The 25271-nt window shown below is 39.1% G+C and carries 22 protein-coding genes; 7 read left to right on the forward strand and 15 right to left on the reverse strand.

The features are described from left to right. Nucleotides 1-5: 5 nt before the first annotated feature. Nucleotides 6-140, reverse strand: a complete 135-nt coding sequence (rpmH, locus tag KO534_RS08935) for a 50S ribosomal protein L34 (protein ID WP_007615483.1) — start codon at nt 138-140, stop codon at nt 6-8. Nucleotides 141-695: 555 nt separating this feature from the next. On the opposite strand from rpmH, the gene dnaA reads away from it, so the two are divergent. The 4 genes from dnaA to gyrB are packed head-to-tail and all read left to right on the forward strand — an operon-like array spanning nt 696 to nt 6793. Further along, a complete protein-coding gene (dnaA, locus tag KO534_RS08940) occupies nt 696-2105 on the forward strand; it encodes a chromosomal replication initiator protein DnaA (protein WP_215929305.1) in 1410 nt (469 codons plus the stop codon). An 18-nt stretch (nt 2106-2123) separates the two neighbouring features. Beyond that, nucleotides 2124-3227, forward strand: coding sequence for a DNA polymerase III subunit beta (gene dnaN, locus KO534_RS08945; protein ID WP_215929306.1), 1104 nt, complete (start codon nt 2124-2126; stop codon nt 3225-3227). 28 nt (nt 3228-3255) lie between these two features. Further along, a complete protein-coding gene (recF, locus tag KO534_RS08950) occupies nt 3256-4344 on the forward strand; it encodes a DNA replication/repair protein RecF (RefSeq protein WP_215929307.1) in 1089 nt (362 codons plus the stop codon). A 4-nt stretch (nt 4345-4348) separates the two neighbouring features. Continuing rightward, nucleotides 4349-6793: a DNA topoisomerase (ATP-hydrolyzing) subunit B gene (gene gyrB, locus KO534_RS08955; protein ID WP_215929308.1), complete on the forward strand. Its 2445-nt coding sequence runs from the start codon at nt 4349-4351 to the stop codon at nt 6791-6793. 54 nt (nt 6794-6847) lie between these two features. On the opposite strand, the gene KO534_RS08960 is transcribed toward gyrB, so the two are convergent. The 3 genes from KO534_RS08960 to glyQ are packed head-to-tail and all read right to left on the reverse strand — an operon-like array spanning nt 6848 to nt 10303. After that, nucleotides 6848-7291, reverse strand: coding sequence for a hypothetical protein (locus tag KO534_RS08960; RefSeq protein WP_215929309.1), 444 nt, complete (start codon nt 7289-7291; stop codon nt 6848-6850). A gap of 37 nt (nt 7292-7328) precedes the next feature. Further along, a complete protein-coding gene (gene glyS, locus KO534_RS08965; RefSeq protein ID WP_215929310.1) occupies nt 7329-9395 on the reverse strand; it encodes a glycine--tRNA ligase subunit beta in 2067 nt (688 codons plus the stop codon). 2 nt (nt 9396-9397) lie between these two features. Further along, complete coding sequence (gene glyQ / locus KO534_RS08970; protein ID WP_215929311.1) at nt 9398-10303, reverse strand: glycine--tRNA ligase subunit alpha; 906 nt, start codon at nt 10301-10303, stop codon at nt 9398-9400. A 143-nt stretch (nt 10304-10446) separates the two neighbouring features. Here glyQ and KO534_RS08975 point away from each other — a divergent pair, with 143 nt between their 5' ends. Beyond that, a complete protein-coding gene (locus KO534_RS08975; RefSeq protein WP_215929312.1) occupies nt 10447-11028 on the forward strand; it encodes a DNA-3-methyladenine glycosylase I in 582 nt (193 codons plus the stop codon). Here the strand turns inward: KO534_RS08975 and KO534_RS08980 are convergent. The 3 genes from KO534_RS08980 to KO534_RS08990 form a co-directional block, all read right to left on the reverse strand. Further along, nucleotides 11025-11483, reverse strand: a complete 459-nt coding sequence (locus KO534_RS08980; RefSeq protein ID WP_215929313.1) for a DUF2489 domain-containing protein — start codon at nt 11481-11483, stop codon at nt 11025-11027. The two genes, KO534_RS08975 and KO534_RS08980, sit on opposite strands and share 4 nt — an antisense overlap. A gap of 16 nt (nt 11484-11499) precedes the next feature. Next, complete coding sequence (gene yihI / locus KO534_RS08985) at nt 11500-12009, reverse strand: Der GTPase-activating protein YihI (RefSeq protein ID WP_215929314.1); 510 nt, start codon at nt 12007-12009, stop codon at nt 11500-11502. A 477-nt stretch (nt 12010-12486) separates the two neighbouring features. After that, nucleotides 12487-13110, reverse strand: coding sequence for a c-type cytochrome (locus tag KO534_RS08990; RefSeq protein ID WP_215929315.1), 624 nt, complete (start codon nt 13108-13110; stop codon nt 12487-12489). A gap of 206 nt (nt 13111-13316) precedes the next feature. Between KO534_RS08990 and yihA the strand changes: the two genes are divergently transcribed. After that, complete coding sequence (gene yihA, locus KO534_RS08995; protein WP_215929316.1) at nt 13317-13925, forward strand: ribosome biogenesis GTP-binding protein YihA/YsxC; 609 nt, start codon at nt 13317-13319, stop codon at nt 13923-13925. 452 nt (nt 13926-14377) lie between these two features. Here the strand turns inward: yihA and polA are convergent, their stop codons facing one another. Next, nucleotides 14378-17128: a DNA polymerase I gene (gene polA / locus KO534_RS09000; RefSeq protein ID WP_215929317.1), complete on the reverse strand. Its 2751-nt coding sequence runs from the start codon at nt 17126-17128 to the stop codon at nt 14378-14380. 741 nt (nt 17129-17869) lie between these two features. On the opposite strand from polA, the gene KO534_RS09005 reads away from it, so the two are divergent. Continuing rightward, nucleotides 17870-19321, forward strand: a complete 1452-nt coding sequence (locus tag KO534_RS09005; RefSeq protein WP_215929318.1) for a TrkH family potassium uptake protein — start codon at nt 17870-17872, stop codon at nt 19319-19321. Between the two features lie 132 nt (nt 19322-19453). On the opposite strand, the gene KO534_RS09010 is transcribed toward KO534_RS09005, so the two are convergent. The 7 genes from KO534_RS09010 to KO534_RS09040 all read right to left on the reverse strand — a co-directional run bounded on the left by KO534_RS09010 (nt 19454) and on the right by KO534_RS09040 (nt 25205). After that, nucleotides 19454-19888 (reverse strand): excinuclease ABC subunit A, encoded by a 435-nt coding sequence (locus KO534_RS09010; RefSeq protein ID WP_215929319.1) that lies wholly within the window; start codon nt 19886-19888, stop codon nt 19454-19456. A 233-nt stretch (nt 19889-20121) separates the two neighbouring features. Continuing rightward, nucleotides 20122-20685, reverse strand: a complete 564-nt coding sequence (locus KO534_RS09015; RefSeq protein WP_215929320.1) for a DUF3261 domain-containing protein — start codon at nt 20683-20685, stop codon at nt 20122-20124. After that, a complete protein-coding gene (locus tag KO534_RS09020) occupies nt 20682-22955 on the reverse strand; it encodes a hypothetical protein (RefSeq protein ID WP_215929321.1) in 2274 nt (757 codons plus the stop codon). Before KO534_RS09020 ends, KO534_RS09015 begins: the two co-directional genes overlap by 4 nt. Nucleotides 22956-22965: 10 nt before the next feature. After that, nucleotides 22966-23511, reverse strand: a complete 546-nt coding sequence (locus KO534_RS09025; protein ID WP_215929322.1) for an outer membrane lipoprotein carrier protein LolA — start codon at nt 23509-23511, stop codon at nt 22966-22968. 28 nt (nt 23512-23539) lie between these two features. Next, nucleotides 23540-24094: a hypothetical protein gene (locus KO534_RS09030; RefSeq protein ID WP_215929323.1), complete on the reverse strand. Its 555-nt coding sequence runs from the start codon at nt 24092-24094 to the stop codon at nt 23540-23542. Between the two features lie 3 nt (nt 24095-24097). After that, on the reverse strand, nt 24098-24340 hold the full coding sequence (locus KO534_RS09035; protein WP_215929324.1) for an acyl carrier protein: 243 nt from the start codon (nt 24338-24340) through the stop codon (nt 24098-24100). Between the two features lie 88 nt (nt 24341-24428). Then, complete coding sequence (locus KO534_RS09040; protein ID WP_215929325.1) at nt 24429-25205, reverse strand: lysophospholipid acyltransferase family protein; 777 nt, start codon at nt 25203-25205, stop codon at nt 24429-24431. Nucleotides 25206-25271 lie beyond the last annotated feature (66 nt).

Here is a 25271-nt window from a genome sequence, read left to right on the forward strand (position 1 = left end):
GATAATTAAGCTGATAAACGCGCACGGCCTTTAGCACGACGATTGGCAATAACCTTGCGGCCATTTTTAGTCGCCATACGGGCACGAAAACCGTGTGAACGCTTACGCTTTAAGTTGCTTGGTTGAAAAGTTCTTTTCATGACCTAGTCCCGCTATACATAAGGTTTAAACAAAATGAGCATTTATATGATAACCGCTTCGAGATAATCACCGTGCTCAAAAATGACGCTGAATAATAGAGATCACTTGGCTTGTTGTCAATATATTAGTCCAAGTATTAACGTTCTATTTTGCGTAGGGTTTAGGATTGGTTTCCATGAGAAGATGATAACTATTTAAAATGTTCATTTTATCCACAGTTTATTCAAATTATTACGGTTTATTTTGTGATTACACAGATATTTGGCATCAAAAATGCGTGTAAGCGGAAGATAATGTTGCTGAACACTATCATTGTAAATTATCGAAAAACATAATTAAAACAAAAAGATATAAGTATTTTTATTGTTATTTCAAATTAATTTAAAATGTATGTTGCGTTAATGAGGTGATTAGCGAGATAATTCACAATCAGTTTTAGGTTTGGCTTTTAACTGCTTAATAATAACTCAACTATTACTTTTCACTTTTGTGTTGTAATTCCTTTTTTGTCTTATTTTGACCCTTTATTTATAAGGATGGAGTCGTTTTTTTTGATGTCTATATGGAATCAGTGTCTTGATAGGTTACAACAGGATTTACCTATTCAGCAGTTTAGTATGTGGATAAGACCACTTCAGGCAGAATATGCCGACGCTTACATCACGCTTTTCGCACCTAATCGTTTTGTATTAGATTGGGTTAGAGATAAATACTTTTCACAAATCAATAATTTATTGGCCGAGTTTTGTGGTGATAAAGCTCCGCAATTGCGCTTCGAAGTTAAAGTAGCGAATATCGAAACAAACAAGAAGTTTGGGGCAACGAATTATCCACCAACTGTGGTTGAGCAAATTGGTCAACCTAAAGATAGTCCAGCGGTTTCCACCAACCCATCGGTTGCGGTTCCAAATATTGGTAGTACTGTACCAATAGCGGCGACCCATAAAAGCAATATTAACTTAACCTATAAGTTCGACAACTTTGTCGAAGGTAAATCAAACCAACTTGCAAGGGCTGCTTCACAGCAAGTCGCTGATAACCCTGGTGGTGCTTATAATCCTTTATTTATATACGGTGGTACGGGTTTAGGTAAAACCCATTTATTACATGCTGTTGGTAACGGAATAATGGACAAGAAAAAGAATGCAACTGTTGTATATATGCATTCCGAGCGGTTCGTACAAGACATGGTTAAGGCTTTACAAAATAATGCGATAGAAGAATTTAAACGATATTACCGTTCTGTTGACGCGCTACTCATAGATGATATTCAGTTTTTTGCCAATAAAGAACGCTCACAAGAAGAGTTTTTTCATACCTTTAACGCTTTGTTAGAAGGTAATCAGCAAATCATCCTAACGTCTGATCGCTATCCAAAGGAGATAGTTGGAGTAGAAGACCGTTTAAAATCAAGGTTTGGTTGGGGCTTAACTATTGCTATTGAACCGCCAGAATTAGAAACTCGGGTGGCTATTTTGATGAGAAAGGCTGTTGAAAACAAAATTTTCTTGCCAGATGAAGTCGCGTTTTTTATAGCTAAACGGCTAAGGTCAAATGTACGTGAGCTAGAAGGGGCATTGAATCGAGTTATTGCCAATGCTAACTTTACGGGACGTCCTATTACTATTGACTTTGTGCGCGAGGCGCTTCGGGATTTATTAGCGTTACAAGAAAAATTAGTGACTATTGATAATATTCAAAAAACTGTGGCTGAGTATTACAAAATCAAGATGGCTGATATTTTATCAAAACGACGCAGTCGCAGTGTAGCTAGACCGAGACAAATGGCCATGGCGTTATCTAAAGAATTAACCAATCATAGTTTGCCAGAGATTGGCGATGCGTTCGGTGGTCGTGATCATACGACTGTATTGCACGCTTGCAGAAAAATAGTACAGCTAAGGGAAGAAAGTCATGATATAAAAGAAGACTATCAGAACTTAATTCGCACATTGTCTTCATAAAAATTCACGAGTAAAAAGATGAAATTTAGCATCAGTAGGGAAAACTTCTTGCAGCCACTTCAGTTGGTTTCTGGCGCAGTCGAGCGTCGCCATACGCTGCCTATATTGTCTAATGTTTTGATTAAAGTTAGTGATAACTCACTGTGGTTAACTGGTACGGATTTAGAGGTCGAGTTGATTTCTAACGTAACATTGAGTGGTGAGTTTGTTGAAGGCGAAATTACAGTTCCTGCCAAGAAATTGTTGGATATCTGTAGAGGATTAAACGAGGGTAGCAACATTGATTTCAGTGTCGAGTCCAATAAAGCGTTACTGAAATCCGGTCGTAGTAAATATAGTTTATCTACTTTGGCTGCAGATGATTATCCTAATTTAGAAGATTGGCAGGGCGAGTTGGAGTTTGAGATACCGCAATCTGATCTTAAGCGACTTATTGACAGTACGCATTTTTGTATGGCGCAGCAAGATGTGCGTTATTATCTCAACGGTATGTCCCTTGAAACAGAAGATAACCTTATCCGCACAGTTGCTACAGATGGGCATAGGTTGGCGTTGTGTCGCCTCAGTTATACTAATGCCACTTTGCCAAATCGTCAGGTAATTATCCCACGTAAAGGCGTGCTGGAAATACTTAGGTTGATTGAAGATAACGATAAGTTAGTCAAGGTACAGGTCGGTTCGAATCATATTAGAATTTTCTCTACCGACTTTATATTTACTAGTAAACTAGTGGATGGGCGTTTTCCTGATTATAGGCGAGTGTTGCCAAAAGATGGTGATAAGAAAATTGAGTCGAGTAAAGATGTGTTAAAGCATGCTTTTTCGAGGGCCTCTATTTTATCAAATGAAAAGTTCAGAGGGGTACGCTTAAATCTCTCGAATAGTGAACTCAAAATTACTGCAAACAATCCCGAACAAGAAGAGGCCGAGGAAATAGTAGACGTCGATTATCAAGGTGACAGACTCGAAATCGGTTTTAATGTAGCGTATTTGATCGATGTTATGAATGGACTTAGTTGTGACGAAGTCCGTATTACATTGGCTGACTCCAACAGTAGTGCATTAATAGAAGATGCCAAGGATGACTCTGCGCTGTACGTAATAATGCCGATGAGATTGTAATTAGCGTTTATTCGAAGTTGCGATATTCATGAAACTGGACAAGCTCCAGATAAAGCATTTTCGGAATATTGATGATTTGTCACTGGTAGTCCATGGAAATATGAATATATTTCTTGGTGAGAACGGTAGTGGTAAGTCGTCTATTTTAGAAGCTTTACACTATTTAGGATATGCTCGCTCGTTCCGTACCCACAAACATAAAAATGTGATAAGTCATCAAAAATCCGGTTTTACGGTATTTTGCTCTACTGTAGAGGATAAGGATAAATATCAAAAATTTGGTATTAGTAGACAAACAGATGATAGTTGCGTTGTTAATATCAATGGTCAAAAGTCGAAACGAGCGACAGATTTAGCTAGTTACCTTCCTATTCAAATATTTACACCACAAAGTTCTGATTTGTTGTTGGGTGCGCCCAAGCTTAGAAGGCGCTACTTGGATTGGATGTTGTTTCACGTGGAACAGTCTTTTAACTTAGATTTTCAAATTTATAATAGGGGATTACGACAGCTAAACTCCCTTTATAAAAGTAGTTCTCATAGTCAAGATTATGGTTACTGGCAGGAACTACTTTGTGAAAGGGGAGAGCTAATAACCGATAATCGAGAAAAATTACTAAACGATCATCTTAAGCAGTTAATTTATACGAATTTAAAGACTTTTTTACCTGAGTTTTCCTTTGAAATTTCGTATTATAGGGGGTGGGATAAAGGTCACACGTTGGCAGAATCAGTCACAAAACATCGTCCTCGTGATCTTAAATATGGATTCCTTAGCGTTGGTCCTCATAAGGCTGATTTAAGAATCAAAACTCAGGGTTTGAACGCTCATGAGGTTTTATCAAGAGGGCAGTTACGAATGTTAGTCGCAGGTATGCAACTTGCGCAAACACAATATTTGCATCAACAGACTTCGAAAAGTTCAATTTTCCTATTGGATGATGTTGGTGCTGAGTTAGATGAAGAAAAGAGAAAAGTGTTTATTACAAGTTTAAACACGATTGACACACAGTTGTTTGTTACCGCTATAGATATCAAACAACTCGATTTTTTAAAGCACAATAACGATAAGAAAGTGTTTCACGTGGAACATGGCCAGGTGAAAGAGGAGACTTAGTCAAATGTCAGAAGAAAATGTTTATGATTCGGCGAGTATCAAGGTACTAAAAGGACTTGATGCCGTAAGAAAAAGACCGGGAATGTATATCGGTGATACAGATGACGGTTCTGGTTTACATCACATGGTTTTTGAAATTTTAGATAACTCTATTGATGAAGCATTGGCGGGACATTGCAGTGAGATTATCGTAAAAATTCACTTAGATGGCTCTGTTTCAGTAAGGGATAATGGTCGCGGAATACCTACCGCTATTCACCCTGAAGAAGGCGTATCTGCTGCGGAAGTTATCATGACTGTACTACATGCAGGTGGTAAGTTCGGCGGTGAAGATTCTGGATATAAAGTTTCTGGTGGACTACATGGTGTAGGGGTATCAGTTGTAAATGCCTTGAGTGACAAATTAGTATTAACGGTAAGACGTGAAGGCAAACTACATGAACAGGAATACCACTTAGGCGAACCAACTGCTCCTTTAGCCGTAATAGGTGATGCGACAGAGAGCGGTACAGAAGTTAGATTTTGGCCAAGTTCGACTATCTTTTCTGACATTACTTTTCACTTCGATATATTGGTTAAGCGAATCAGAGAACTATCATTTCTGAACTCAGGCGTTTCAATCCGCATTCTTGACGAACGTGACGAAGATAAACAAGAGCACTTCTTTTTTGAAGGTGGTATTCGTGCTTTTGTTGATTACTTAAACTTAAATAAAACACCAGTTAATACAGAAGTGTTCTATTTTTCACTAGAAAAAGACGATGGCATAATTGTAGAAGTTGCGATGCAATGGAACGATTCCTACAAAGAACAAATACTTTGTTTTACCAACAATATACCTCAACGAGATGGTGGTGCTCACTTAAGTGGTTTTAGAGGAGCATTAACTCGCACACTCAATAATTACATGAGTTCTGAAGGTCTAAACAAAGGAAAAGGTAAAAACGCTGTGGATGTCTCTGCAAGTGGAGATGATGCTCGAGAGGGCCTCACTGCCGTGATATCTGTAAAAGTTCCCGATCCAAAATTCTCTTCACAAACTAAAGATAAACTTGTTTCTTCAGAAGTTAAATCAGCAGTTGAACAAGCCATGGGCGAAAAATTAGCTGAATACCTCATCGAAAACCCAACAGTCGCTAAAAATATCATAATGAAAATTGTTGATGCAGCACGAGCACGAGAAGCAGCTCGAAAAGCCCGAGAAATGACTCGTCGCAAAGGCGCATTAGACATTGCTGGCCTACCAGGCAAATTAGCAGACTGCCAAGAAAAAGATCCCGCTCTTTCAGAATTATATATAGTGGAAGGGGACTCTGCTGGAGGTTCTGCAAAGCAGGGAAGAAATCGGAAAAACCAAGCCATATTGCCGCTCAAAGGTAAAATTTTGAACGTTGAGAAAGCTCGATTCGATAAAATGCTTTCATCCCAGGAAGTAGCAACATTAATTACCGCACTAGGCTGTGGAATTGGTAGGGATGAATACGATCCAGAAAAACTGCGTTATCATAGTATCATTATCATGACCGATGCTGACGTCGATGGTTCTCACATCCGCACCTTGTTACTTACGTTTTTCTACAGACAAATGCCAGAAATTATTGAGCGAGGTTATGTCTATATTGCCCAACCACCACTCTATAAAACTAAAAAAGGTAAACAAGAACAATACCTAAAGGACGATGATTCTTTGACTAAGTATCTAACGTCAATCGCCTTAGACAATGCATCGCTTCATGTAAACGAAAACGCACCTGCAATTTCAGGAGTGGCATTAGAAAGTTTAGTCAAACAGTATCAAGAGACTGTGGCTATGATTGCCCGTATCAGTCGACTGATGCCAGAAGTGATACTCAATAAGTTGGTCTACAGCGTTACTTTAGAGCCTGAAGATGTGAACGATGAGCAGAAACTAACACATTTTGCTGAAGAATTTACCAAAGGGCTTACCGATGATGAAATCGATGGAGCCACCTATTCGTTTGAAGTGCGCCATAACTCAGAAAGAAATAACTGGTTTGTGGTTATTATTATAAGACTTCATGGTATAGACACTGAATATAGAATCGACCATGAGTTCGTCAATTCAAATGAATATATACGCATCAAATCTCTTAATCAGGCAATAAATGGAATGATTGAGGCAGGTGGATACGTTAAGCGTAATGATAAAACCAAATCCATTTCTACATTTGTAGATGCGCTCGATTGGTTAATGGCTGAATCTAAACGTGGTCAATACATTCAACGATATAAAGGGCTAGGGGAAATGAACCCTAGTCAGCTGTGGGAAACGACAATGGATCCTGCCTCTCGCAGAATGCTTCAGGTGACTATCGAGGATGCTGTTGGAGCAGATCAACTCTTCACCACCCTAATGGGTGACCAAGTTGAACCAAGACGAGCATTTATTGAAGACAATGCACTTAAAGTTGCGAATTTAGATGTGTAACAATTAATAGTCAAAAAAAAGGCCGCTGATTAGCGGCCTTTTTTATATTTAAAATCAATGGGTTATATTACTTATCGATACTTTTGGCGCACCGAATCCACTGAAATCAATGGTGAATTCAAACAACCCAGTTTCCATAGGTGTAAATTGAAAGTTCTCATCTGTGGTATCACAGTTAGACGAGACTAACTCTCCAACTTCAATAATTCTATCCGATTCATTTGCAAAACCACAGTTCATCCCCGGAGTCCAACTAGAGTCGGCGAACTTAAAATCATAAGGTTGACCGTCAGCTATCAATTCAATCGATGTTGAATAAACCTGATCAGACACCTCTACTAACTTATATTTTTCGTCGGCTTCCCACCAAGAAAAAACACCTCTAAGATAGAGACCGTCATAATTTCGTTCAGTATTAAATGTATCAATAACATTAGTCGCACAACCACTTAGCAAGTTAGCAAGAATGGCCACAGATACAAAACCTATTTTCTTCATCTGATTTAACGTCCTAAAATTATTAAGTTTGCGAAATCTAATTTAATACTGATATATCTGCGCAGCACAAGAACAAACCTCTAAGACGTGATAATAATGATAATCGATTTCGCCTAATTGACTCATCTTCAGCCATTACCATAACATTCTCGAAAAAAGCATCAATCGGCTGTCTTAGTTCCGCCAACACAGTCAAAGCGCTAGCATAATCAGACTGTTCAATCATTGGTTGAATCTGCGCTTCAACAAGCTCCAGACCGTCTGCTAACGCCTTTTCAGCCGGTTCTTGAATCAGAGCAGAATCAAAACTGATCTCTTCATTAATGGCATTCTTAGCCAATATATTGGCTACTCGTTTATTCGCTGCGGCAAGCGCTTCTGCCGATTCCAATGTGTTGAAGGATTTCACTGCTTCAACTCTAGCTGCAAAATCAGCAGGACGAGTAGGGCGGTTAGCTGCTACTGCTTGTACTACACCAGCGGCAACACCTTGTTCGGCGTACCATGCTCTAAATCGCGCCAATACAAAATCAACTACCTTAGTTTGAAGCTCTTGCGTCTTTACTTTTCCCTCGAAAGTCGAAATCGATGCCCCAACCAAATCAACTAAATCTAAGGGCAGATTCTTCTCAACAATTATTCGCAACACACCAATTGAAGCGCGACGCAAAGCAAAGGGGTCCTTATCACCTTTGGGGGTTTGTCCAATCCCAAAAATACCAACTAAGGTATCTATCTTATCCGCCAACGCTACACATAGACTGACATCGTTCGTAGGCAATTTATCACCCGCAAAACGCGGCATATATTGTTCATTCAATGCTACCGCTACAGTCTCTGCTTCGCCGTCAACTCGCGCGTAATGCATGCCCATAACGCCTTGAACATCAGGAAACTCCATAACCATATTTGTCATTAAATCAGTTTTACACAACAATCCTGCTCGATAAGAGGCATCTTGATCGGCGCCAACCATTGCAGCAATATTCTTTGCCATAGACGCAATACGTTGTGATTTTTCGTAAACTGTACCCAATTGTTTTTGAAACAATACAGTTTTTAAACTCTCGAGACGCGATTCCAAGGTTTGTTTTTTATCAGTGTTAAAGAAAAATTCTGCGTCAGCTAACCTTGGGCGAATGACTTTTTCGTTACCGCTAACAATAGTCTGCGGGTCTTTACTTTCTATATTAGTGATAAAAATAAACTTGGACTTTAAATGGCCGTTACCATCTAACAAAGGAAAGTATTTTTGGTCATCTTTCATAGTGTAAATGAGCGCTTCTTTGGGAACCGCTAAGAAAGACTCATCAAAATTCGCCATTAGTGCTACTGGCCACTCTACCAATGCAGTTACTTCATCTAAAAGCTCATCGTTTATATCAGCAACGGCGTCTTCTTGTTTAGCTAAATCCTGAATCTGCTCAAGAATTATTGCCTTGCGCTGACTATGGTCTGCAATTACATAGTGTTGTTTGAGTTCGGTTAGATAATTGTTTGCATTGTTTAATTCAAATGGAGCGTCAGTATGAAATCTATGACCATTAATAATACGTGCTGAAGGCACATCTAGCACCTTTCCTTCAATAAGGTCCGCACCGTAAAGCATGGTAACCGTATGAATTGGCCTAATAAACTGCGTACTTTTTGCACCCCAACGCATTGGTTTGGGGATAGGTAGCCCTTTTAGTGCTTCTTCAACTATCGCGGCCAAAAGCTGTGCTATAGCCTGTCCTTTTACTTGCGCTTGATATAATAACCATTCGCCCTTATCGGTTTTTAAACGTTCAGCTTGGTTAACTTCTATTCCATTGGAACGCGCCCAGCCTTGTGCTGCCTTTGTAGGTTCTCCATTTGCATCAAATGCAGCAGAAACGGCTGGACCGCGTTTCTCTACTTGCTTGTCCGCTTGGAACTCTGATAAATTTTCAACTATCACTGCTAAGCGACGAGGTGATGCATACCAGTTAATCTGACCAAATGAGAAATCACTCTGACTAAATGCAGACTCGATATTATCTTTGAATGCAAGGGCCAATTTGGCCAAGGATTTTGGCGGAAGTTCTTCTGTTCCAATCTCAATTAATAAATTATCAGTTCGCATGGCTACTTCTCCTTCTTACACATTGGAAAGCCAAGTGCTTCTCGCGCTTCGTAATAAACTTTTGCGCAGGCCTTAGAAAGGGTCCTGACCCTTAAAATATAACGTTGCCGTTCTGTAACTGAAATCGCATGTCTCGCATCTAATAAATTAAATGCGTGCGATGCCTTCATCACTTGTTCATATGCAGGTAACGGTAGGTTAGCTGCAATCAACTTTTCGCTGTCTTTTTCACATTGATCAAAAGTTGCGAACAACGCCTCAACATCAGCATGTTCGAAGTTATAGGCTGATTGCTCTACTTCGTTTTGATGAAATACGTCACCGTACGTGACTGTACCCATAGGTCCATCTGTCCATACTAAATCATATATGCTATCAACGCCTTGAATGTACATGGCTAAACGTTCAAGACCATAAGTTATTTCACCGGTTACCGGAGAACACTCTAGACCACCCACTTGCTGAAAATAAGTAAATTGTGTGACTTCCATGCCATTCAACCATACTTCCCAACCAAGACCCCAGGCGCCAAGAGTCGGTGATTCCCAATTGTCTTCTACAAATCTAATATCATGCACTAAAGGATCAAACCCAAGCTCTCTTAGAGAACCTAAGTACAATTCTTGAATATTGTCTGGTGAGGGTTTAAGCATTACCTGAAACTGATAGTAATGTTGGAGTCTATTAGGATTTTCGCCGTAACGACCATCAGTAGGGCGTCTACAAGGTTGCACATAGGCACTGCTAATGGGTTCTGGGCCTATTGACCTTAGGAATGTCATTGGATGGAATGTACCTGCACCCACTTCCATATCTAGTGGTTGGATTATCACACAACCCTGTCGCGCCCAATAATCTTGAAGCGCCAAAATGAGTCCTTGAAATGTCTTACAATCAAACTTTTGCATATTCTCTAGCATTTCCTCAGCCAACTTAGGCCTTTCGAATAATTAATTTTAAAAAAACGCCGGCAAGTATACCTTTTGTCGCGGAGTCTATGTAGGCTTAAAGGCGATTAAAACAGCATTTAGACATAAGAAGTGAGCTCCAAATGGCAAAATTACGCTGTAGTTGGGTAAGTGAAGATAAAACCTATCAAAATTACCATGACAATGTTTGGGGAAGGGCGGTAACAAACAGTCAAGAATTGTATGCAAAACTCTGCCTTGATGGCCAACAAGCGGGATTGAGTTGGATTACTATATTAAAGAAACAAACCAATTATGAGGAGGCGTTTTGCAATTTCGATCCTACAAAAATATCAATATTCACTGAAGAGGATGTGGATCGTTTAATGCAAAACTCTGGAATCGTTCGTAACCGACTAAAAATCCAATCAATTATAAAAAACGCTAGAGCATATTTAGCTATAGAAGCGTCTGGAATGACTTTTAGCGATTATATTTGGCAATTTGTTGACGGCAAAACCATCGTCAATAGATGGTCCTCCAAAAGCGATGTGCCTACTTCAACGCCGCAGTCAGATAAAATGGCAAAGGCACTTAAAAAACAGGGGTTTTCGTTCGTAGGAACAACGATATGTTATGCATTTATGCAAGCTGTAGGCATGGTAAACGATCATACAACAAACTGTTTTTGTTATGAAAGTAGTATTCTGGACGCTAAAAGCTAAGATTTCGAGATTGCTAACAAATTAAAGGTTTTCAATATCGAAATCTCAATCAATATTTGTGTTTCTAGCTTAGCTTCTAGTTCTTCCCTATGGGTATCTTGGCGCCTGATTTCAATTTTACTTTGCGCTTTTCTAGCTTCATGAGTGGGTAGCATTTTTATCTGGTCGTAAAGTGAATATAGAATTGGAAACTGCTGACCAAAATTCGGTTTGTCTTTTATGGGTAAGGCTTCTAAAAGGTGATACAGCCTTATACTTCCTTCTGACAGGTTACATTGCTGTTGTTCCATGGCTTTGGCAATAGTTTGGATACTTTGGCATATGTTTTCGATTCGTTGCTGAGTTTTTTGCTCTCGTATTTGCTGCTGTAGTTTTAACTTAAACAGCAATGAACCTGCATAAAAAGCCAAGGTAGCAATAATAATTAATGGGACAAGCAACAACAGCATGTTCATATATAGCTACTTATGCTTAATCTTTAAAGTCATTAATATCGATAGATTCAAACTGCGAAAATACGTCGATTTCTTGCTCTGAAGTCTCTTGGTGATTTTCATCGTCGTTGCTAATACCAAGTAAATCACAAAGTACTTTATGTCTCGCTAAGGTTTGATCTACATATTGTTGATCTTCTCTGGATATTTTTTTATCCTTTTCAAGTTTGTTCAAAAGTGTAGCTAGCCGTGGATCTTGTTCAATTGCGGCCAGCTCTTGAGTCGGAGAAAAGTACTTTATTTTCTTGGGTACAGTTTTTTGTTCGCTTGTTTCTACAATCAAGCTAACGGGTTTCTTACTGCCATGCCTCGGATCCTTAACGACCTTTTTAGGTCCTTGGCTGTCTGTAAGTGCCGCGCTGTTGCGACTTCCAGCTGGTTTTCCGAGATGTTTTTTTACACGCTTTTCAGTTGGTTTACGTACATTTGAAGATGTTTTGGCGACACCAATTTTACCAACTTTACGAGATTTTTTCTGCCTAGCCATAGCTCACCTGTGTAGGGCCTTAATATGGGCGTGATTCTACCTTAGTACAAGCGTGATAACAGCGAATTTTTGACAGAAAAAAAGCGATAGTTGAACTATCGCTTTTTCATAGATAAGAGTGTCGTCTGACACTTCTCCCAATATTTGTTCATCCTAAACAAGATCAATCCTTTGCATCTTCACTTATTATTATTATTAACAAAGATACTTTATTGTTATAGGTCTTCCTGACACTTTATTTTTCGTCCGTGTTTTCCCGTAAGGCTTTCAAAGGCAAAACTACTGCTGAGGTTTTGCTACTTCCGTGACAAGCTAACAGCTTGTAATTCCATTTTGTTTTTATTTGCACGAGAGAATACAGGATAAATAAAAATTTACAACTTATTTACAATTGGGATACAAAAAAATGAACTTTTTCTGAAGAGTAACACCGACTAACCAATAATTGCGTCATTGGCTAGTCGCGAAAAACTGTGATTAATGAAGTCCAGCAACGTAGCTTGAGATAACTTCAATATCCTTGTCAGTCATTCTTTTGGCAATATCTGCCATCATTCCATTAAGCGAATTAGCTCTTTCACCAGAACGAAAAGCTTTAAGCTGCGCGGCTATATAATCAGAGTGTTGCCCGCTAATATCGGGAAATCCAGATAGGCTGGTACCATTCCCTTTTGGCCCATGACAAGCAATACATGCCGTGATACCACGCTGTAAGTCGCCACCAACATAGAGTTTGCTGCCTTGAGCTACGGCGTCTTCTGAAGCCTCCCCCTGAGTTGCTTCTTGACTAGAAAAATACGCAGATAAATCAAGTATGTCCTGCTCTGACAGTGCAGCTGCCATGCCATTCATCACAGCGTTATTTCTGCCTTCTTTACCGCCAGTTTGACTGGCCAATTTAAATTCTTGTAACTGCTTAACTAAATAGTTTTTATGTTGACCAGCGAGTTTTGGGTTGATAGCGATTAAACTATTCCCATCCGCCCCATGACATGCAGCACAGGTACCGGATATCGCTTTACCGTTTTCGGCGTCACCTGATTCAACCGCACTCACATTAAAACCTATAAACAAACAGACTAGCAGAACTATATTTTTCATCTTTATCTCATTAAGCAATTGATTAGCTGGCTATTCTTAAAAATCTTAACTGGGTATTTTACACATTTACGACGACAGTAAAATGAATTCATTACATAAGTTGTATTTTTATCTATTTTTAAGTGCGCAGCGATTACCCTTTTCCCTGATATAATCACAAAAATTAGTATAATAACAATAGTTTTGCAGAGATTTCAGGAGAACATGTGAGTCATTATAGTCAAGCAAAGTTTAGTATCAGTGCTCCTGATATTACGCACCTAGGACCGGATGAAGGAATTGAAATAGCCTTTGCTGGTCGCTCTAATGCTGGGAAATCCAGCGCCTTAAATAAATTAACTCGACAAAAAGGCTTGGCTAGGACCAGTAAAACACCCGGTCGGACACAATTAATCAATGTATTTCAATTGGATGAAAATCGTAGATTAATAGATTTGCCTGGTTACGGTTATGCAAAAGTGCCAATTGCCATAAAGAAAAAATGGCAAAAATCTCTGGGAGAGTACCTGCAAAAAAGAGAAAGTATTAAAGGGTTGGTAGTATTGATGGATATTCGGCATCCTTTCAAAGATTTAGACCAAGAACTAATACATTGGGCGGTTGCAGCAGACTTGCCGGTACTCGCACTTCTTACTAAGGCAGATAAGTTAAAGTCAGGTAAGCGTAAAAATCAATTGATGATGGTTAGAGAAGCAGCGATGGCTTTTTGTGGTGATGTATCAGTAGATGTGTTTTCTTCTCTTAGTGGTATTGGACTAGAAAACCTAGAACGAAAATTGGACAGTTGGTATGGGTATGAAAGGAAAACGGTTTAGCTCATAAAACATAAAAAAGCCCTACACAAATTAGGTAGGGCCAAAAAATTGAGAACACATAAAACTCTTTATATAGACCGACTAAATTAAAAAATATTTCCACCTTTCGTAATTAAACTACATTTTTTCTAATTCTATCGATATCTATTCTGCTGTTTATTAACGCAGTTACTTAAACAGGCTGAATTTTAGGCAAAAAAAACCCCATTAAAGAATGGGGTTAAAACACATAGAGACACACATAAACTGTACATAAGAGGTTTCTTAAATCATAAAGTTCAAAATTAATTAAAAAATATTTGCAGATAAAAAAAACCTCGGCACAAGGCCGAGGTTCAAGCAAAGGTTAGATAATATCTGACCTCTGTACCCTACGGCTCGAAGTCTAGTTAAAAAGTACTAATAAGCCAAGAGCGTTTTGGTATTAAATAACCTTTCTAAAATATGAGGCGCTAATGTGCTTCGTCCCAATTTTCGCCAACCCCAGCAGCAACAATAAGCGGAACATCTAATTGCACAGCTTGTTCCATTAGCGAAATTATTTTGTTTTGATACTCAGATAACTTTTGTTGTTTAATTTCAAAAATTAATTCGTCATGTACTTGCATGATCATGCGAACATCATCAAAAGGCAAAGTTTCAATCCACTGATCGACTACCAACATGGCTTTTTTGATGATATCTGCAGCCGTACCTTGCATGGGGGCGTTTATCGCTGCTCGTTCAGCTCCTTTACGACGCATGCCATTACTAGCATTAATTTCAGGAAGATATAAACGCCGCCCAAAAACAGTAGAGACATAACCTTTTTCTTTAGCAATTTGTCTGGTGTCTTCCATATAGGTTAATACCATTGGGTAGCGTTCGAAATATAGATCCATATATTTTTGGGCATCGTGTCTTGGGATATTAAGTTGTTTGGATAAACCAAACGCTGACATGCCATAAATAAGACCAAAGTTAATTGCCTTCGCATTTCTACGTTGGTCTACAGTGACTTCTTCAATAGGAGTATCGAATACTTCAGACGCCGTTGCAGTATGGATATCTTGCCCCGTTGCAAATGCGTTTAAAAGGCCCTTATCACCGGACAGATGTGCCATTATGCGCAACTCAATTTGTGAATAATCAGCGGCAACAATCTTATATCCATCTCTAGCAATAAAGGCTTGTCTAACTCTTCGGCCTTCTTCTGTTCTAATGGGAATATTCTGTAGATTCGGATCGGTAGAAGACAATCGGCCTGTTGCCGCGATAGCTTGATGATAAGAGGTGTGTACTCTACCAGTTCGAGCATTAATCATTTTTGGCAATTTATCAGTATAGGTATTCTTTAACTTACTTAAGCCACGATATTCCATCAATAATTTTGGCAAAGGATAATTGATGGCCAATTCCTGAAGCACTTCTTCGGCTGTGGAAGGTGCTCCCTTAGGGGTCTTCTTCAAAACAGGCAAATCCATCTTTTTATACAAAATTTCCTGCAATTGTTTTGGAGATCCTAAATTAAACTCTTCACCAGCAAGCTCATGTACTTCTCTTTCTAGCTCCAAGATACGCGACGCTAAGTCTTGGCTCTGTTGTGCAAGTTTTTGACTATCTATGAGCACGCCAAATTGTTCCATTTTGGCTAAAACTGGAGACAACGGCAGTTCAATTTCCTCAAAGACACTTACTAAGTCTTCTTCAAAACTCAGCTTTTGCCATAGAACATTGTGAAGCTGTAATGTGATGTCTGCGTCTTCAGATGCGTAGGGCGCCGCTTTTTCTATCTCGATTTGATTAAACGTAAGCTGTTTAGCACCTTTACCAGCAATATCTTCAAAATGAATTGTGGATTTACCTAGATAGGTTTCTGCCAAACTATCCATATCATGCCGAGTGGCGACACTATTGAATACATAGGACTCGAGCATAGTATCATAGGCTATACCTTGTAAATTGATGTTGTAATTGGCGAGTACGTTTTTGTCATACTTAAGATGTTGCCCAACTTTTTTAATCGAAGGGTTTTCTAAAAGAGGTTTAAGAGCATTTAATACCTGATTGCGATCAAGTTGTTCAGGAGCGTCCAAATAATCGTGGGCGACGGGAACATAGGCCGCTTCACCAACCGATACTGAAAATGATACACCTACCAGTTCAGCATCCATATAGTTTAGACTGGTGGTTTCTGTATCAAATGCAAATATATCAGCTGATTTGAGTTTTTCTAACCAAAGATCAAAATCGCTTTGGGTTAAAATAGTTTCGTAGTTAGCGGTATTAGAGTTTTGGTCTTTTTGTTCATTTGCTTCAGAACTTTGAGAACTAGAAGATTGTCCCATTCTTTGTTGAGTTTCGGTTACCAATCTTTTCAACTCAAATTGACTGCTCAGCGCAAGCAACTTATCTAAATCGGCCGTTGTCGCTTTTATGTCTTGTACTTTTTCAGGTAAATCTACATCAACTTTAATGGTTGCTAATTCGTAGGACAGTGGCAAATGACCAAGGGCATTACGCAAATGTTCGCCAACTTTGCCTTTTACGTTGTCAGCATTGGCCATGACTTCTTTAAGCGAACCATGTTCATTTAGCCATTTTGCAGCTGTTTTAGGACCACACTTGTCGACTCCTGGAATGTTGTCGACTTTGTCACCCATTAATGCGAGGTAGTCGATAATTTGGTCTGGTCTAACTGCAAACTTTTCGACAACACCTGCTTCATCCATTTCTACTTTGGTCATGGTATTGATAAGTCGTACATGAGGAGTCACCAGCTGAGCCATATCTTTGTCGCCGGTGGAAATGACAGTTTCCATACCTAATTTAGTTGCTTGATTTGCTAGGGTACCAATCACATCATCTGCTTCGACTCCCTCTATTACTAGCAGTGGCAAACCCATTGCTCGAATAATGTCATGTAGCGGAGCAATTTGAGTTCTAAGATCATCCGGCATAGGTGGGCGATTGGCTTTGTACTCTGAATACATATCATTACGAAAGGTTTTCCCTTTGGCATCAAACACCACCACAATATTTCCACCTGGATAATCTTTCTGTAGGCTTTTTATCATATTCAACACACCGGTTATTGCTCCAGTGGGTTGTCCGTATGACGTGGAGAGTGCTTGCAAATAAGGGACATGATATGCCCTAAACAAATAAGATGAGCCGTCTACTAGTACTAGCGGGTTGGAGAGTGTTTCTGCTTCAGATGCCATAATTGGAGCCCATTTATTTAATTTAAAAAGTTGTGAATCTAAGTGAAAGTAATAAAAGAAGAAATTTATCATAAATCCACATAAGATTTTGTGGATAACTATGTAGATAACGTATTAGATAATTAATATATTGGCGAGTGCATTTATAATAAAAAAGTAAAATTCTCTTAATAAACATGTATTTATAGAAAGAGTTTTATTTCAACAATGAAAAATTTAACGACTCTTGTTGTGTGGATAAAATTTTGAAGCTAGCTGACACGTATTCAAAATCAACGTAGAAGATACACTCATGTTAAACACTAGAAAAGAACATTTTTAAATTATTTTAAGTCTCTTTTAAGGGTAAGAGTTAACAAAAAATTATAAGCCTTGATTGGCGTATTGTGCAGCCCTATTGATGCATTTGAGGTGCAGCAATCTCATTACTAATTTTAGTTTGTAAGTGCTCGCAAACAAATGTGATGATAATTGCATTAACAAAGGTAGAAAACAAAATTTGTTATTCAGGTTTACCTCGATATATTCCTTGGGCGGGACCTTTCTGTTATTTTTTTAATCGAAAATCACGAACATTAATTACATAAGTTTATTTTTTGAATTAGACTTTGGCTCTACACGTAGCCAATGATAATTATAAGAAAAATAATAAAACCAATGATTTACCCAAGTTCGAACTTCATACCACTTATTTTGCCAAGAGTGTTGCGTGGCGTATATATTTTGAGTCAAAGCTAAGCTATGCAATACCGTACTATTATTAGAATTTTGGGACTGCTAGTGGCTTTGTTCAGCGTCACAATGATCCCGCCTGCAATCGTATCTGTGATATATGAAGACGGCAGTGGCTTGCCATTTTTATTGGCATTTGTTTTATGTTTAATTACAGGGTTAACCATTTGGTATCCAAATCGAAGTTTTAGGTACGACTTAAGAGCTAAGGAAGGGTTCTTAATTGTGGTGCTTTTTTGGACCGTGCTAGCGAGTTTTGCTGCACTGCCTTTCTTGTTGTTAGAGCAGCCACAAATGTCTACTACAGATGCATTTTTTGAGTCTTTCTCTGGGCTAACAACTACTGGTGCAACAGTGATCGAAGGTATCGATTATCTTCCAAAGGCAATTCAATATTATCGTCAGCAACTTCAATGGTTAGGAGGGATGGGGATCATTGTACTCGCTGTGGCAATCCTACCAATCCTAGGTGTTGGTGGAATGCAGCTATACCGCGCAGAAACACCGGGCCCCGTAAAAGATTCGAAGATGACTCCTCGAATTGCCGATACTGCGAAGCATCTTTGGTACATCTACTTATCATTAACGACTGTTTGTGCCTTAGCTTTTTGGGTTGTGGGTATGAATTGGTTTGATGCTATTTGTCATGCATTTTCGACTATTGCTATAGGTGGATTCAGTAACTATGACGCCAGCATAGGTCATTTCAATAGTGTCGGCGTAAACATAGTTTGTGTTGTCTTTTTATGGATTGCGGCATTGAACTTTGCACTACATTACGCGGCCGCAAGTGGACGCTCGTTAAAAGGTTACTTTTATGATCCTGAATTGAGGGCGTTCTTTCTAATTCAAATTAGTTTGGTTTTGATTTGTTTTTCGGTGCTAATTCAATTTAGTTGGTTTGCAGATTCAAGCGTCGCATTCGACCAAGCTTTGTTTCAATCAGTATCCATGAGTACAACTGCTGGCTTCACCACTACAGGCTTTTCAGACTGGCCAGTGTTTTTACCCATAATGCTAATTTTTTCAAGTTTCATTGGGGGCTGCGCTGGCTCAACAGGAGGTGGCCTTAAAGTTATCCGAGTATTGTTACTATACCTACAGGGAAAGCGGGAAGTAGACCGATTGATTCATCCTAAAGCGGTGTATTCGGTTAAGTTGGGAGACAGAGCATTACCAGATAGAGTGGTTGAAGCCGTATGGGGATTCTTTTCAGCTTATGCGATGATCTTCGTGATTATTATGGTCGCTCTCATTGCTACTGGTATGGACGACGTAACAGCCTTCAGTGCAACGGCTGCAACCCTTAACAACTTAGGCCCGGGATTAGGAGAAGTGGCAGCCACTTATGCTGAAGTTACCGATGGGGGTAAGTGGTTATTAATCGTAGCAATGTTGTTTGGTCGATTAGAAGTGTTTTCTTTGTTGGTGTTATTTTCTCCCACTTTTTGGCGTAGCTAGAATCTCTATAAAGACTGCTATTTAGATAGGTTACAGAGGCTAAAGTAGGGATAAAACCAGAATCGAATGCTTTAGCAGAATGACCTAAAGTGTTTCAACAAATAGAAACACTTTAAATCGACACTATTTTGTTTAAGGTAGTTTAGCTATGTCAGCCTTAAGCGCAACGCCGGCCATGATATTTCCTGCTCCACATTCAAATTCAGTTCTACTGGCGAAACTTTGATGCTTGTAGTTAGAAGTAATGTTAACAACCGCATTCATACCATCTCTTTGTGCTCTTTCTTGTAGAGCCTTTATAGCCGACAAAAAGGCCCACTCACAAGCTTCTTGATCTGATTTAGCAAAACCACTGGTTTTTTTGTTCGTAGTGATCCCTGATTGTTTACTAAGTGGTTTGGGATGAGACTGATCAGCAAAGTACAAAGGTACATCATATAAAGCATTTTTTGCTTTGTCGGTTTTCAGTAAGTCAGGGATTGAAAACTTGAGTCTATCATCTCTTGCTATTGCGGGTGATGCTAGAAATATGCAGCTTGTAACACAGGCTACTAATATTTTTTTCATAAAATTTGCTCCGAATTTTAAAATATTCTTATACTAAGACAAGCGCAGCCTGTCAGTTATTTTCCCTATAAACCTAGGTATTACTATTCACTGTCTTTCATAGCGATAGTTAACCCAACAGCGATCCAGAGGACACAGGTTATAATAAATTCATTTAACAAAAATTACCATTACAGCATGGTTAAGTCTGTCCTAATGTATTCAACAGGTTTCAGCAACTAACTAAAATAAAATTAGTACTGAATTTTACCTTGTTTGAGGGTATCAATTTTTATTTGATAGCCGTCTAAATAATGATTCATTAGGCTGCTATTAGTGCTGTGTTCCATGCTAAAAATTAATGCATTTCCACGCATAAAGTCACGTCTCTGCTGGTTTTTAGGGGAAAGGTTAATGTGTAGATTTTGAAGACCTAATTGACTCTCTTGTATTGGCCAATTAGCCAATTGGTAATATGCCAACATCACCCGCGCATCAATTTCTTTTGCCAAAATGTTGGACTTGAGCTGTATCCCTAGTTCTTGGGACCAAGATAACTTAAACAAAACTAAACCCGCTGCAGACAAACCCACCATATTAATTTGATTGGGGAGTAATTCTGTTTGCAGTAAAAGCTCATATTTGTCTTGGGGAGTAGTGATCATTAGCTTTTGCAAACTAGAGCGTCCCCAAAGTGCTTTTGGCACGGGTTGTAAATTAAATTGGCTGTGTTTGTCTAAGAAAATAGGCGTGTTTGGATTGTGCCAAGAAGAGCAAGCATTAAGCAACATCACAGCTATCAATAGTAAAATTTTCACACTTGAGTCTTACCTTGATTGATAATCTGTGATGGTAACAAATTGCACAATAACCACCCCAGTGAAACACCTAGTAAAACGGTCAGTCCGAATTGCCAGATGGCGGGAGTGTTACTGAAAACCATAATGCCAAAGGCCAACGCTGAGGTTGTGGCTGATAGAAAAATCGACTTTAAAACGTAGTTGAGTCGACCATGTTCTCGCAGGAAAAATACGTAATCTACATTTAAGGCTAAGATTAAAATACACCCTAGTAAGTTGAATATAGTGACCGAACCAACAATAAGCTGGGTGATTGCCAAAGAGCTAGAAGCCACCAAAATTGGTAGGCTAGCAAGTTTCAACGCCACTTGAACCGGGTAACGAACTAACATGATTAAAATTAAGGAAACCACAGCCATACCTAAAAAGTACGACACATAATGCCGCAACTTTTTTAAGGCCGCGCTGTATTGTGCGGGTTGATCATAATAATGAATTGCAAAGTCTAAGCGCTGCTGAATTTGCGTCACTAAATCTGCGTCTAAAGGACCCATGTAGCTTAAAATTCCCACAATTTGATTGTCTTGCTGAATAAATGATGGGTACAGTCGCCCAATAAAATCAGGTAACTTATCTTTGGTTAGCCACTGCTCAGAGTTTGAAATGAGTTTTTCTTTGGTGCCAGGAGCCATCACGTCAACAATAGGAGCTAGTTGTTGCTGTTCTATCCCCGCCTTAAGCCATTGAGCATTATTTCTTTGTGTGGCAATAGAAGGTAGCCAAAGATCAATTCCCTTGAGTTCATGGGCCGAAGAGGTTAAATCTTTTATGACTTTTCGAGCTTTTTCAAAACGTTGCAACACTTGCTGCTGGTTTTCACCATGAACACTTATAAATCTTGGATATTGGTGATTTCCTACCAGCTGACTGACCCTGACTTCACTATCCAATAGATGTTGAGGGGTGCTATTAAACATATTGATATTATCTTCAAATTTCCATTGAGATACAGCCACCACACCTCCCAAAACCAACAAACCTAAGAGTAATTTGAAGCTTTTCGGTGACCTAGCTTGGGGAGGGGAAATTTCAGTATTAGCAGACACTTTGAGCGGCCATCTTGTGATAACACTAAGGCCAGTGAAAATAGCGAAAAATATTCCGAACCCTACAAAAACAGCCACTTGTTGTAGTAGTAAAATAGGAAGCAATAACAATAATAAATAACTAAGTAAGGTGGTACCAGCCCCCATTAACAGTGCTGGAGCAAGGTGATTGATTAGGGCTTTTCCTTTTAACCCCGTAAACTTAGCGGCAAACATTATGTGGTACCCATAATCTACAGCTATGCCAATTAAACTGATGGCAAATACCAAAGATAACAAATGTATTTGATCAAACAGCAATATCAGAGCTGTCATGCCGGCTAACATCGAAGCTGCGACTAGTACCAATATACATAATAGCGGTCGTATATTTCTAAAACTCACTAATGTCAGTAACAGCACGCCTACCAATGACAAAACACTAAACAACTGCATTTCGAAACGAATTCGTTGAGTGACAGCAGCGCTATGAAAAGCTAAACCACTTTTGAAAACAGTGACTGGCTTAGATAAGTTGTTTACGGAAAGTGCCTGATCAAGTTGTTCAACTGTAGCAACTACCTGATCTATCTGTATGGACTGAGGAGTGAACTCTATAAATAAGGGATAGTAGCGCTGGCCATCATTTTCAATAAATAGAAATTCATCGTCTTGTTCCCATAGAGGGTGATTGAGTCGACCTGAAAACCAATCGGCGATATTCAGTAACGGAGCTTCAGCAATGCTTAGGGTAACTAGCGGGTTACTAGGCTGACTCAAAAGTAACATGTATCTTTGAATGATAAATCCATAGTCATTGTTATCCCTTGCTAGCTGCGCTTCGTCGCTTAGAAATGCCAAAGGATGTTCGCTATATGTAGAGATGAGCTGTTTGATTTCTACATTATCGCTGGGGTTGAAACTGGCAGAATGGATAGCAGTTTGTCTGGCCAAATTAACTTTTAACTCACGAAGGTATCGTTTGTTGTCTGACGTAGAGTTAAGTTCGAATAATAACAGAGCCTTGTTTTCATAGGGCTCTCTAGCTGCTTTTGTAAGTGCGCCGCTGTTATCTTGCATATCTAAGATATTTAAAATATTGGCGTCAAACTTAATTGATTGATTAATAACGTTATATAGCAAAACACCACCGCAAATAAGCGTAATGACAACCCAGCTATATAACAGACGTGATTGGGTCATTGATGAAAACCTATTGCCCCTGTTCACTTGAGTCTAATTGACTCAAAAAAATATTGGTGTAGTTGCCTTCAGGTTCGCGTAACACAATTTTTTGTATTTGATTGTCTTCTATTAGCACTGATATTTCCAAAATAATACTGGCAATTTGTGTCGATTTAGGAGTCAGCGTAAGGGTATTATCCTGCTGCTCAATAGAAAATTGCTGCTGTAAACTTTGTTGCTTACCGCTAAATAAAGCTAGTAACAACTCACTAAATTGTGAGTTTGTAGTAAGGGATTTGAAGTGCCCCTCTGCTTGACGTTCGCTTACACCATCAGTGGTGATCCTTAATAGACTTTCTACAGGGTGCTGAGTGTGCCAAATTAAACCAGCCTCGCTTTGATAATGATAGGTGCCTTTTGTGATAAAGGGTTGGGTCAATACCGCTAGGTGTTTTTCTTGCACAAATTGACCTTGTTGCTCAGAGGATGACTGCAGAGAAAAAGGTGCTGCTTGTGCCTTTGCAAAAAGCACGACTAGTAGCAATACTAGAGGTGTAAATTTGATACTGCGCATAAAAAACCTGTTCCTTACATCTGGCATTTTAACTAGCGGGAAGCTTATATTTGTATTTCTTACGAACTAGCCACTCAACTGCCGTCAATAAAGCCATGATACAGTATGAGATAAAGCCATTATAAAGTGTCCAAATTTCGATATCGCTATATACAGCTGTGTAAAACGCGATGATTCCATTTATTAAGAAAAAAACGCACCAGCTTATTGTCACTTTACGGGTGTAGGATATCGCACTTTCTGGTAGATCAGGCTCTCTAATTCGCGCTATACGTTCAATTATGCTTTGCTCAGACCATAGAGAAATAGCAAAAATTCCCAAAAACAACAAACTAGTCACTACAGGATAAAAGCGGATCCCATAGCTTGAATCGGTAATAAGAGAATATCCTAACACCACTATAACAGTAACAATAAAGAGCCTGACATAGGTGGTATTTAACAGCAGTGAGTGTCCGAATTTATAGCGCAGTAATAGTATTACAATCAAACCTAAGGCCACCAAACTCGGTGAACCATATGATAAACCTACGTAGGCAATAACGGGATATAATATCGCCAATATGCCTATCACCCATGACATCTGTTAGGCGCTCTGAATTTGTTGTAATTCGTTTACTACATCACCTACAGTGCGTATTTTTTTAAAAGCATCAGGTTCAATATCCAAATCAGTGAGTTCCCGCAATTTAACTAGAAGATCTATGGCATCGATGCTATCTAGTTCAAGTTCCTCATATAGATCCGTTTCTTGGGAGATCATATTTTCTGGTAGTTCAAAGTAGTTCACCAAGAGTTCTTTTAATTGTTGATAAAGTTGATTCTTCATATGTTCTTTTTCCGTAAAATATCGCTTGGCACCATACTCACCAAGCTCATTCTGGTCAGTCCAGTGGCTATTGATCAGAGTTTAACATTTAAAGTGTCGAATCAAAACGCGCTAATTCGTTACTGAACTCTTTTTGGATATCACGAGTCAATTTACGCACCGACAAACTAATATTGTCATGCAAATAAGGACTGACATCGAACTCTTCTAATACTGTTAAATGTAAATGGATTTGCCGAGGTGGAATTCTGTACCACGGCCAACCTTTGGTTAATGCTGGCGGTGACACGTGAATGAGGACTTTCTGGAAATTGGCGCCAGTGCGCAGTGCTAAATTAGCTGCACCTCTTTGAAACGATAGGGGGCTGCCGGGTTTGGTTCGAGTGCCTTCTGGAAAAATAATTAAATTGCTACCTTGACCTAAAGACTCCCCGCAGTCAGTAATTAAGTCTTGAGGTTCAGCATTATTGAGGTAACCGGTATTTCTCAAAATTCCTCTAGTAAAAATGTTTTTCCAAAGGGATTGTTTCACCACACAGTTGGCATTGGGGATCAGTGAAATCAATACCACAACGTCGATAAGGGAAGGATGATTAGCAATCACAATTTTACCCTTAAGATTACTGAGTTTTTCTATTCGGTCGGTAGTCACTTTAGTTACGCCGACACAATACATTAACCAAATAAAAGATTTGAAGGCGAGATGCACTGCATAACGGCAAGCCTTCTTACGAGATTCTTCATTGCGATATTTAATGCGGTATAAAGGTAGCCATAGAAGGGCCATTAATATGCCGCACAGGCCGAAGACCGCGAAACAAAATGCTGTTGCAAAAAAACGCCATACTTTACTTATTTGCGCCATTGCCAGCACTCCATTACTCGTTTTACCGATCCCAAAAAAACCTTTAACGGAAATTTAATTGAATCA

Origin of the sequence: Paraglaciecola arctica (assembly GCF_018861065.1) — a bacterium.
GTDB classification, from domain to species: Bacteria; Pseudomonadota; Gammaproteobacteria; order Enterobacterales; family Alteromonadaceae; genus Paraglaciecola; species Paraglaciecola arctica_B.

Coding starts and splice junctions, on each gene's coding strand:
- rpmH (WP_007615483.1), bottom strand. CDS start 140: ATGAAAAGAACTTTTCAACCAAGCAACTTAAAGCGTAAGCGTTCACAC.
- dnaA (WP_215929305.1), top strand. CDS start 696: ATGTCTATATGGAATCAGTGTCTTGATAGGTTACAACAGGATTTACCT.
- dnaN (WP_215929306.1), top strand. CDS start 2,124: ATGAAATTTAGCATCAGTAGGGAAAACTTCTTGCAGCCACTTCAGTTG.
- recF (WP_215929307.1), top strand. CDS start 3,256: ATGAAACTGGACAAGCTCCAGATAAAGCATTTTCGGAATATTGATGAT.
- gyrB (WP_215929308.1), top strand. CDS start 4,349: ATGTCAGAAGAAAATGTTTATGATTCGGCGAGTATCAAGGTACTAAAA.
- KO534_RS08960 (WP_215929309.1), bottom strand. CDS start 7,291: ATGAAGAAAATAGGTTTTGTATCTGTGGCCATTCTTGCTAACTTGCTA.
- glyS (WP_215929310.1), bottom strand. CDS start 9,395: ATGCGAACTGATAATTTATTAATTGAGATTGGAACAGAAGAACTTCCG.
- glyQ (WP_215929311.1), bottom strand. CDS start 10,303: ATGCAAAAGTTTGATTGTAAGACATTTCAAGGACTCATTTTGGCGCTT.
- KO534_RS08975 (WP_215929312.1), top strand. CDS start 10,447: ATGGCAAAATTACGCTGTAGTTGGGTAAGTGAAGATAAAACCTATCAA.
- KO534_RS08980 (WP_215929313.1), bottom strand. CDS start 11,483: ATGAACATGCTGTTGTTGCTTGTCCCATTAATTATTATTGCTACCTTG.
- yihI (WP_215929314.1), bottom strand. CDS start 12,009: ATGGCTAGGCAGAAAAAATCTCGTAAAGTTGGTAAAATTGGTGTCGCC.
- KO534_RS08990 (WP_215929315.1), bottom strand. CDS start 13,110: ATGAAAAATATAGTTCTGCTAGTCTGTTTGTTTATAGGTTTTAATGTG.
- polA (WP_215929317.1), bottom strand. CDS start 17,128: ATGGCATCTGAAGCAGAAACACTCTCCAACCCGCTAGTACTAGTAGAC.
- KO534_RS09005 (WP_215929318.1), top strand. CDS start 17,870: ATGCAATACCGTACTATTATTAGAATTTTGGGACTGCTAGTGGCTTTG.
- KO534_RS09010 (WP_215929319.1), bottom strand. CDS start 19,888: ATGAAAAAAATATTAGTAGCCTGTGTTACAAGCTGCATATTTCTAGCA.
- KO534_RS09020 (WP_215929321.1), bottom strand. CDS start 22,955: ATGACCCAATCACGTCTGTTATATAGCTGGGTTGTCATTACGCTTATT.
- KO534_RS09025 (WP_215929322.1), bottom strand. CDS start 23,511: ATGCGCAGTATCAAATTTACACCTCTAGTATTGCTACTAGTCGTGCTT.
- KO534_RS09030 (WP_215929323.1), bottom strand. CDS start 24,094: ATGTCATGGGTGATAGGCATATTGGCGATATTATATCCCGTTATTGCC.
- KO534_RS09035 (WP_215929324.1), bottom strand. CDS start 24,340: ATGAAGAATCAACTTTATCAACAATTAAAAGAACTCTTGGTGAACTAC.
- KO534_RS09040 (WP_215929325.1), bottom strand. CDS start 25,205: ATGGCGCAAATAAGTAAAGTATGGCGTTTTTTTGCAACAGCATTTTGT.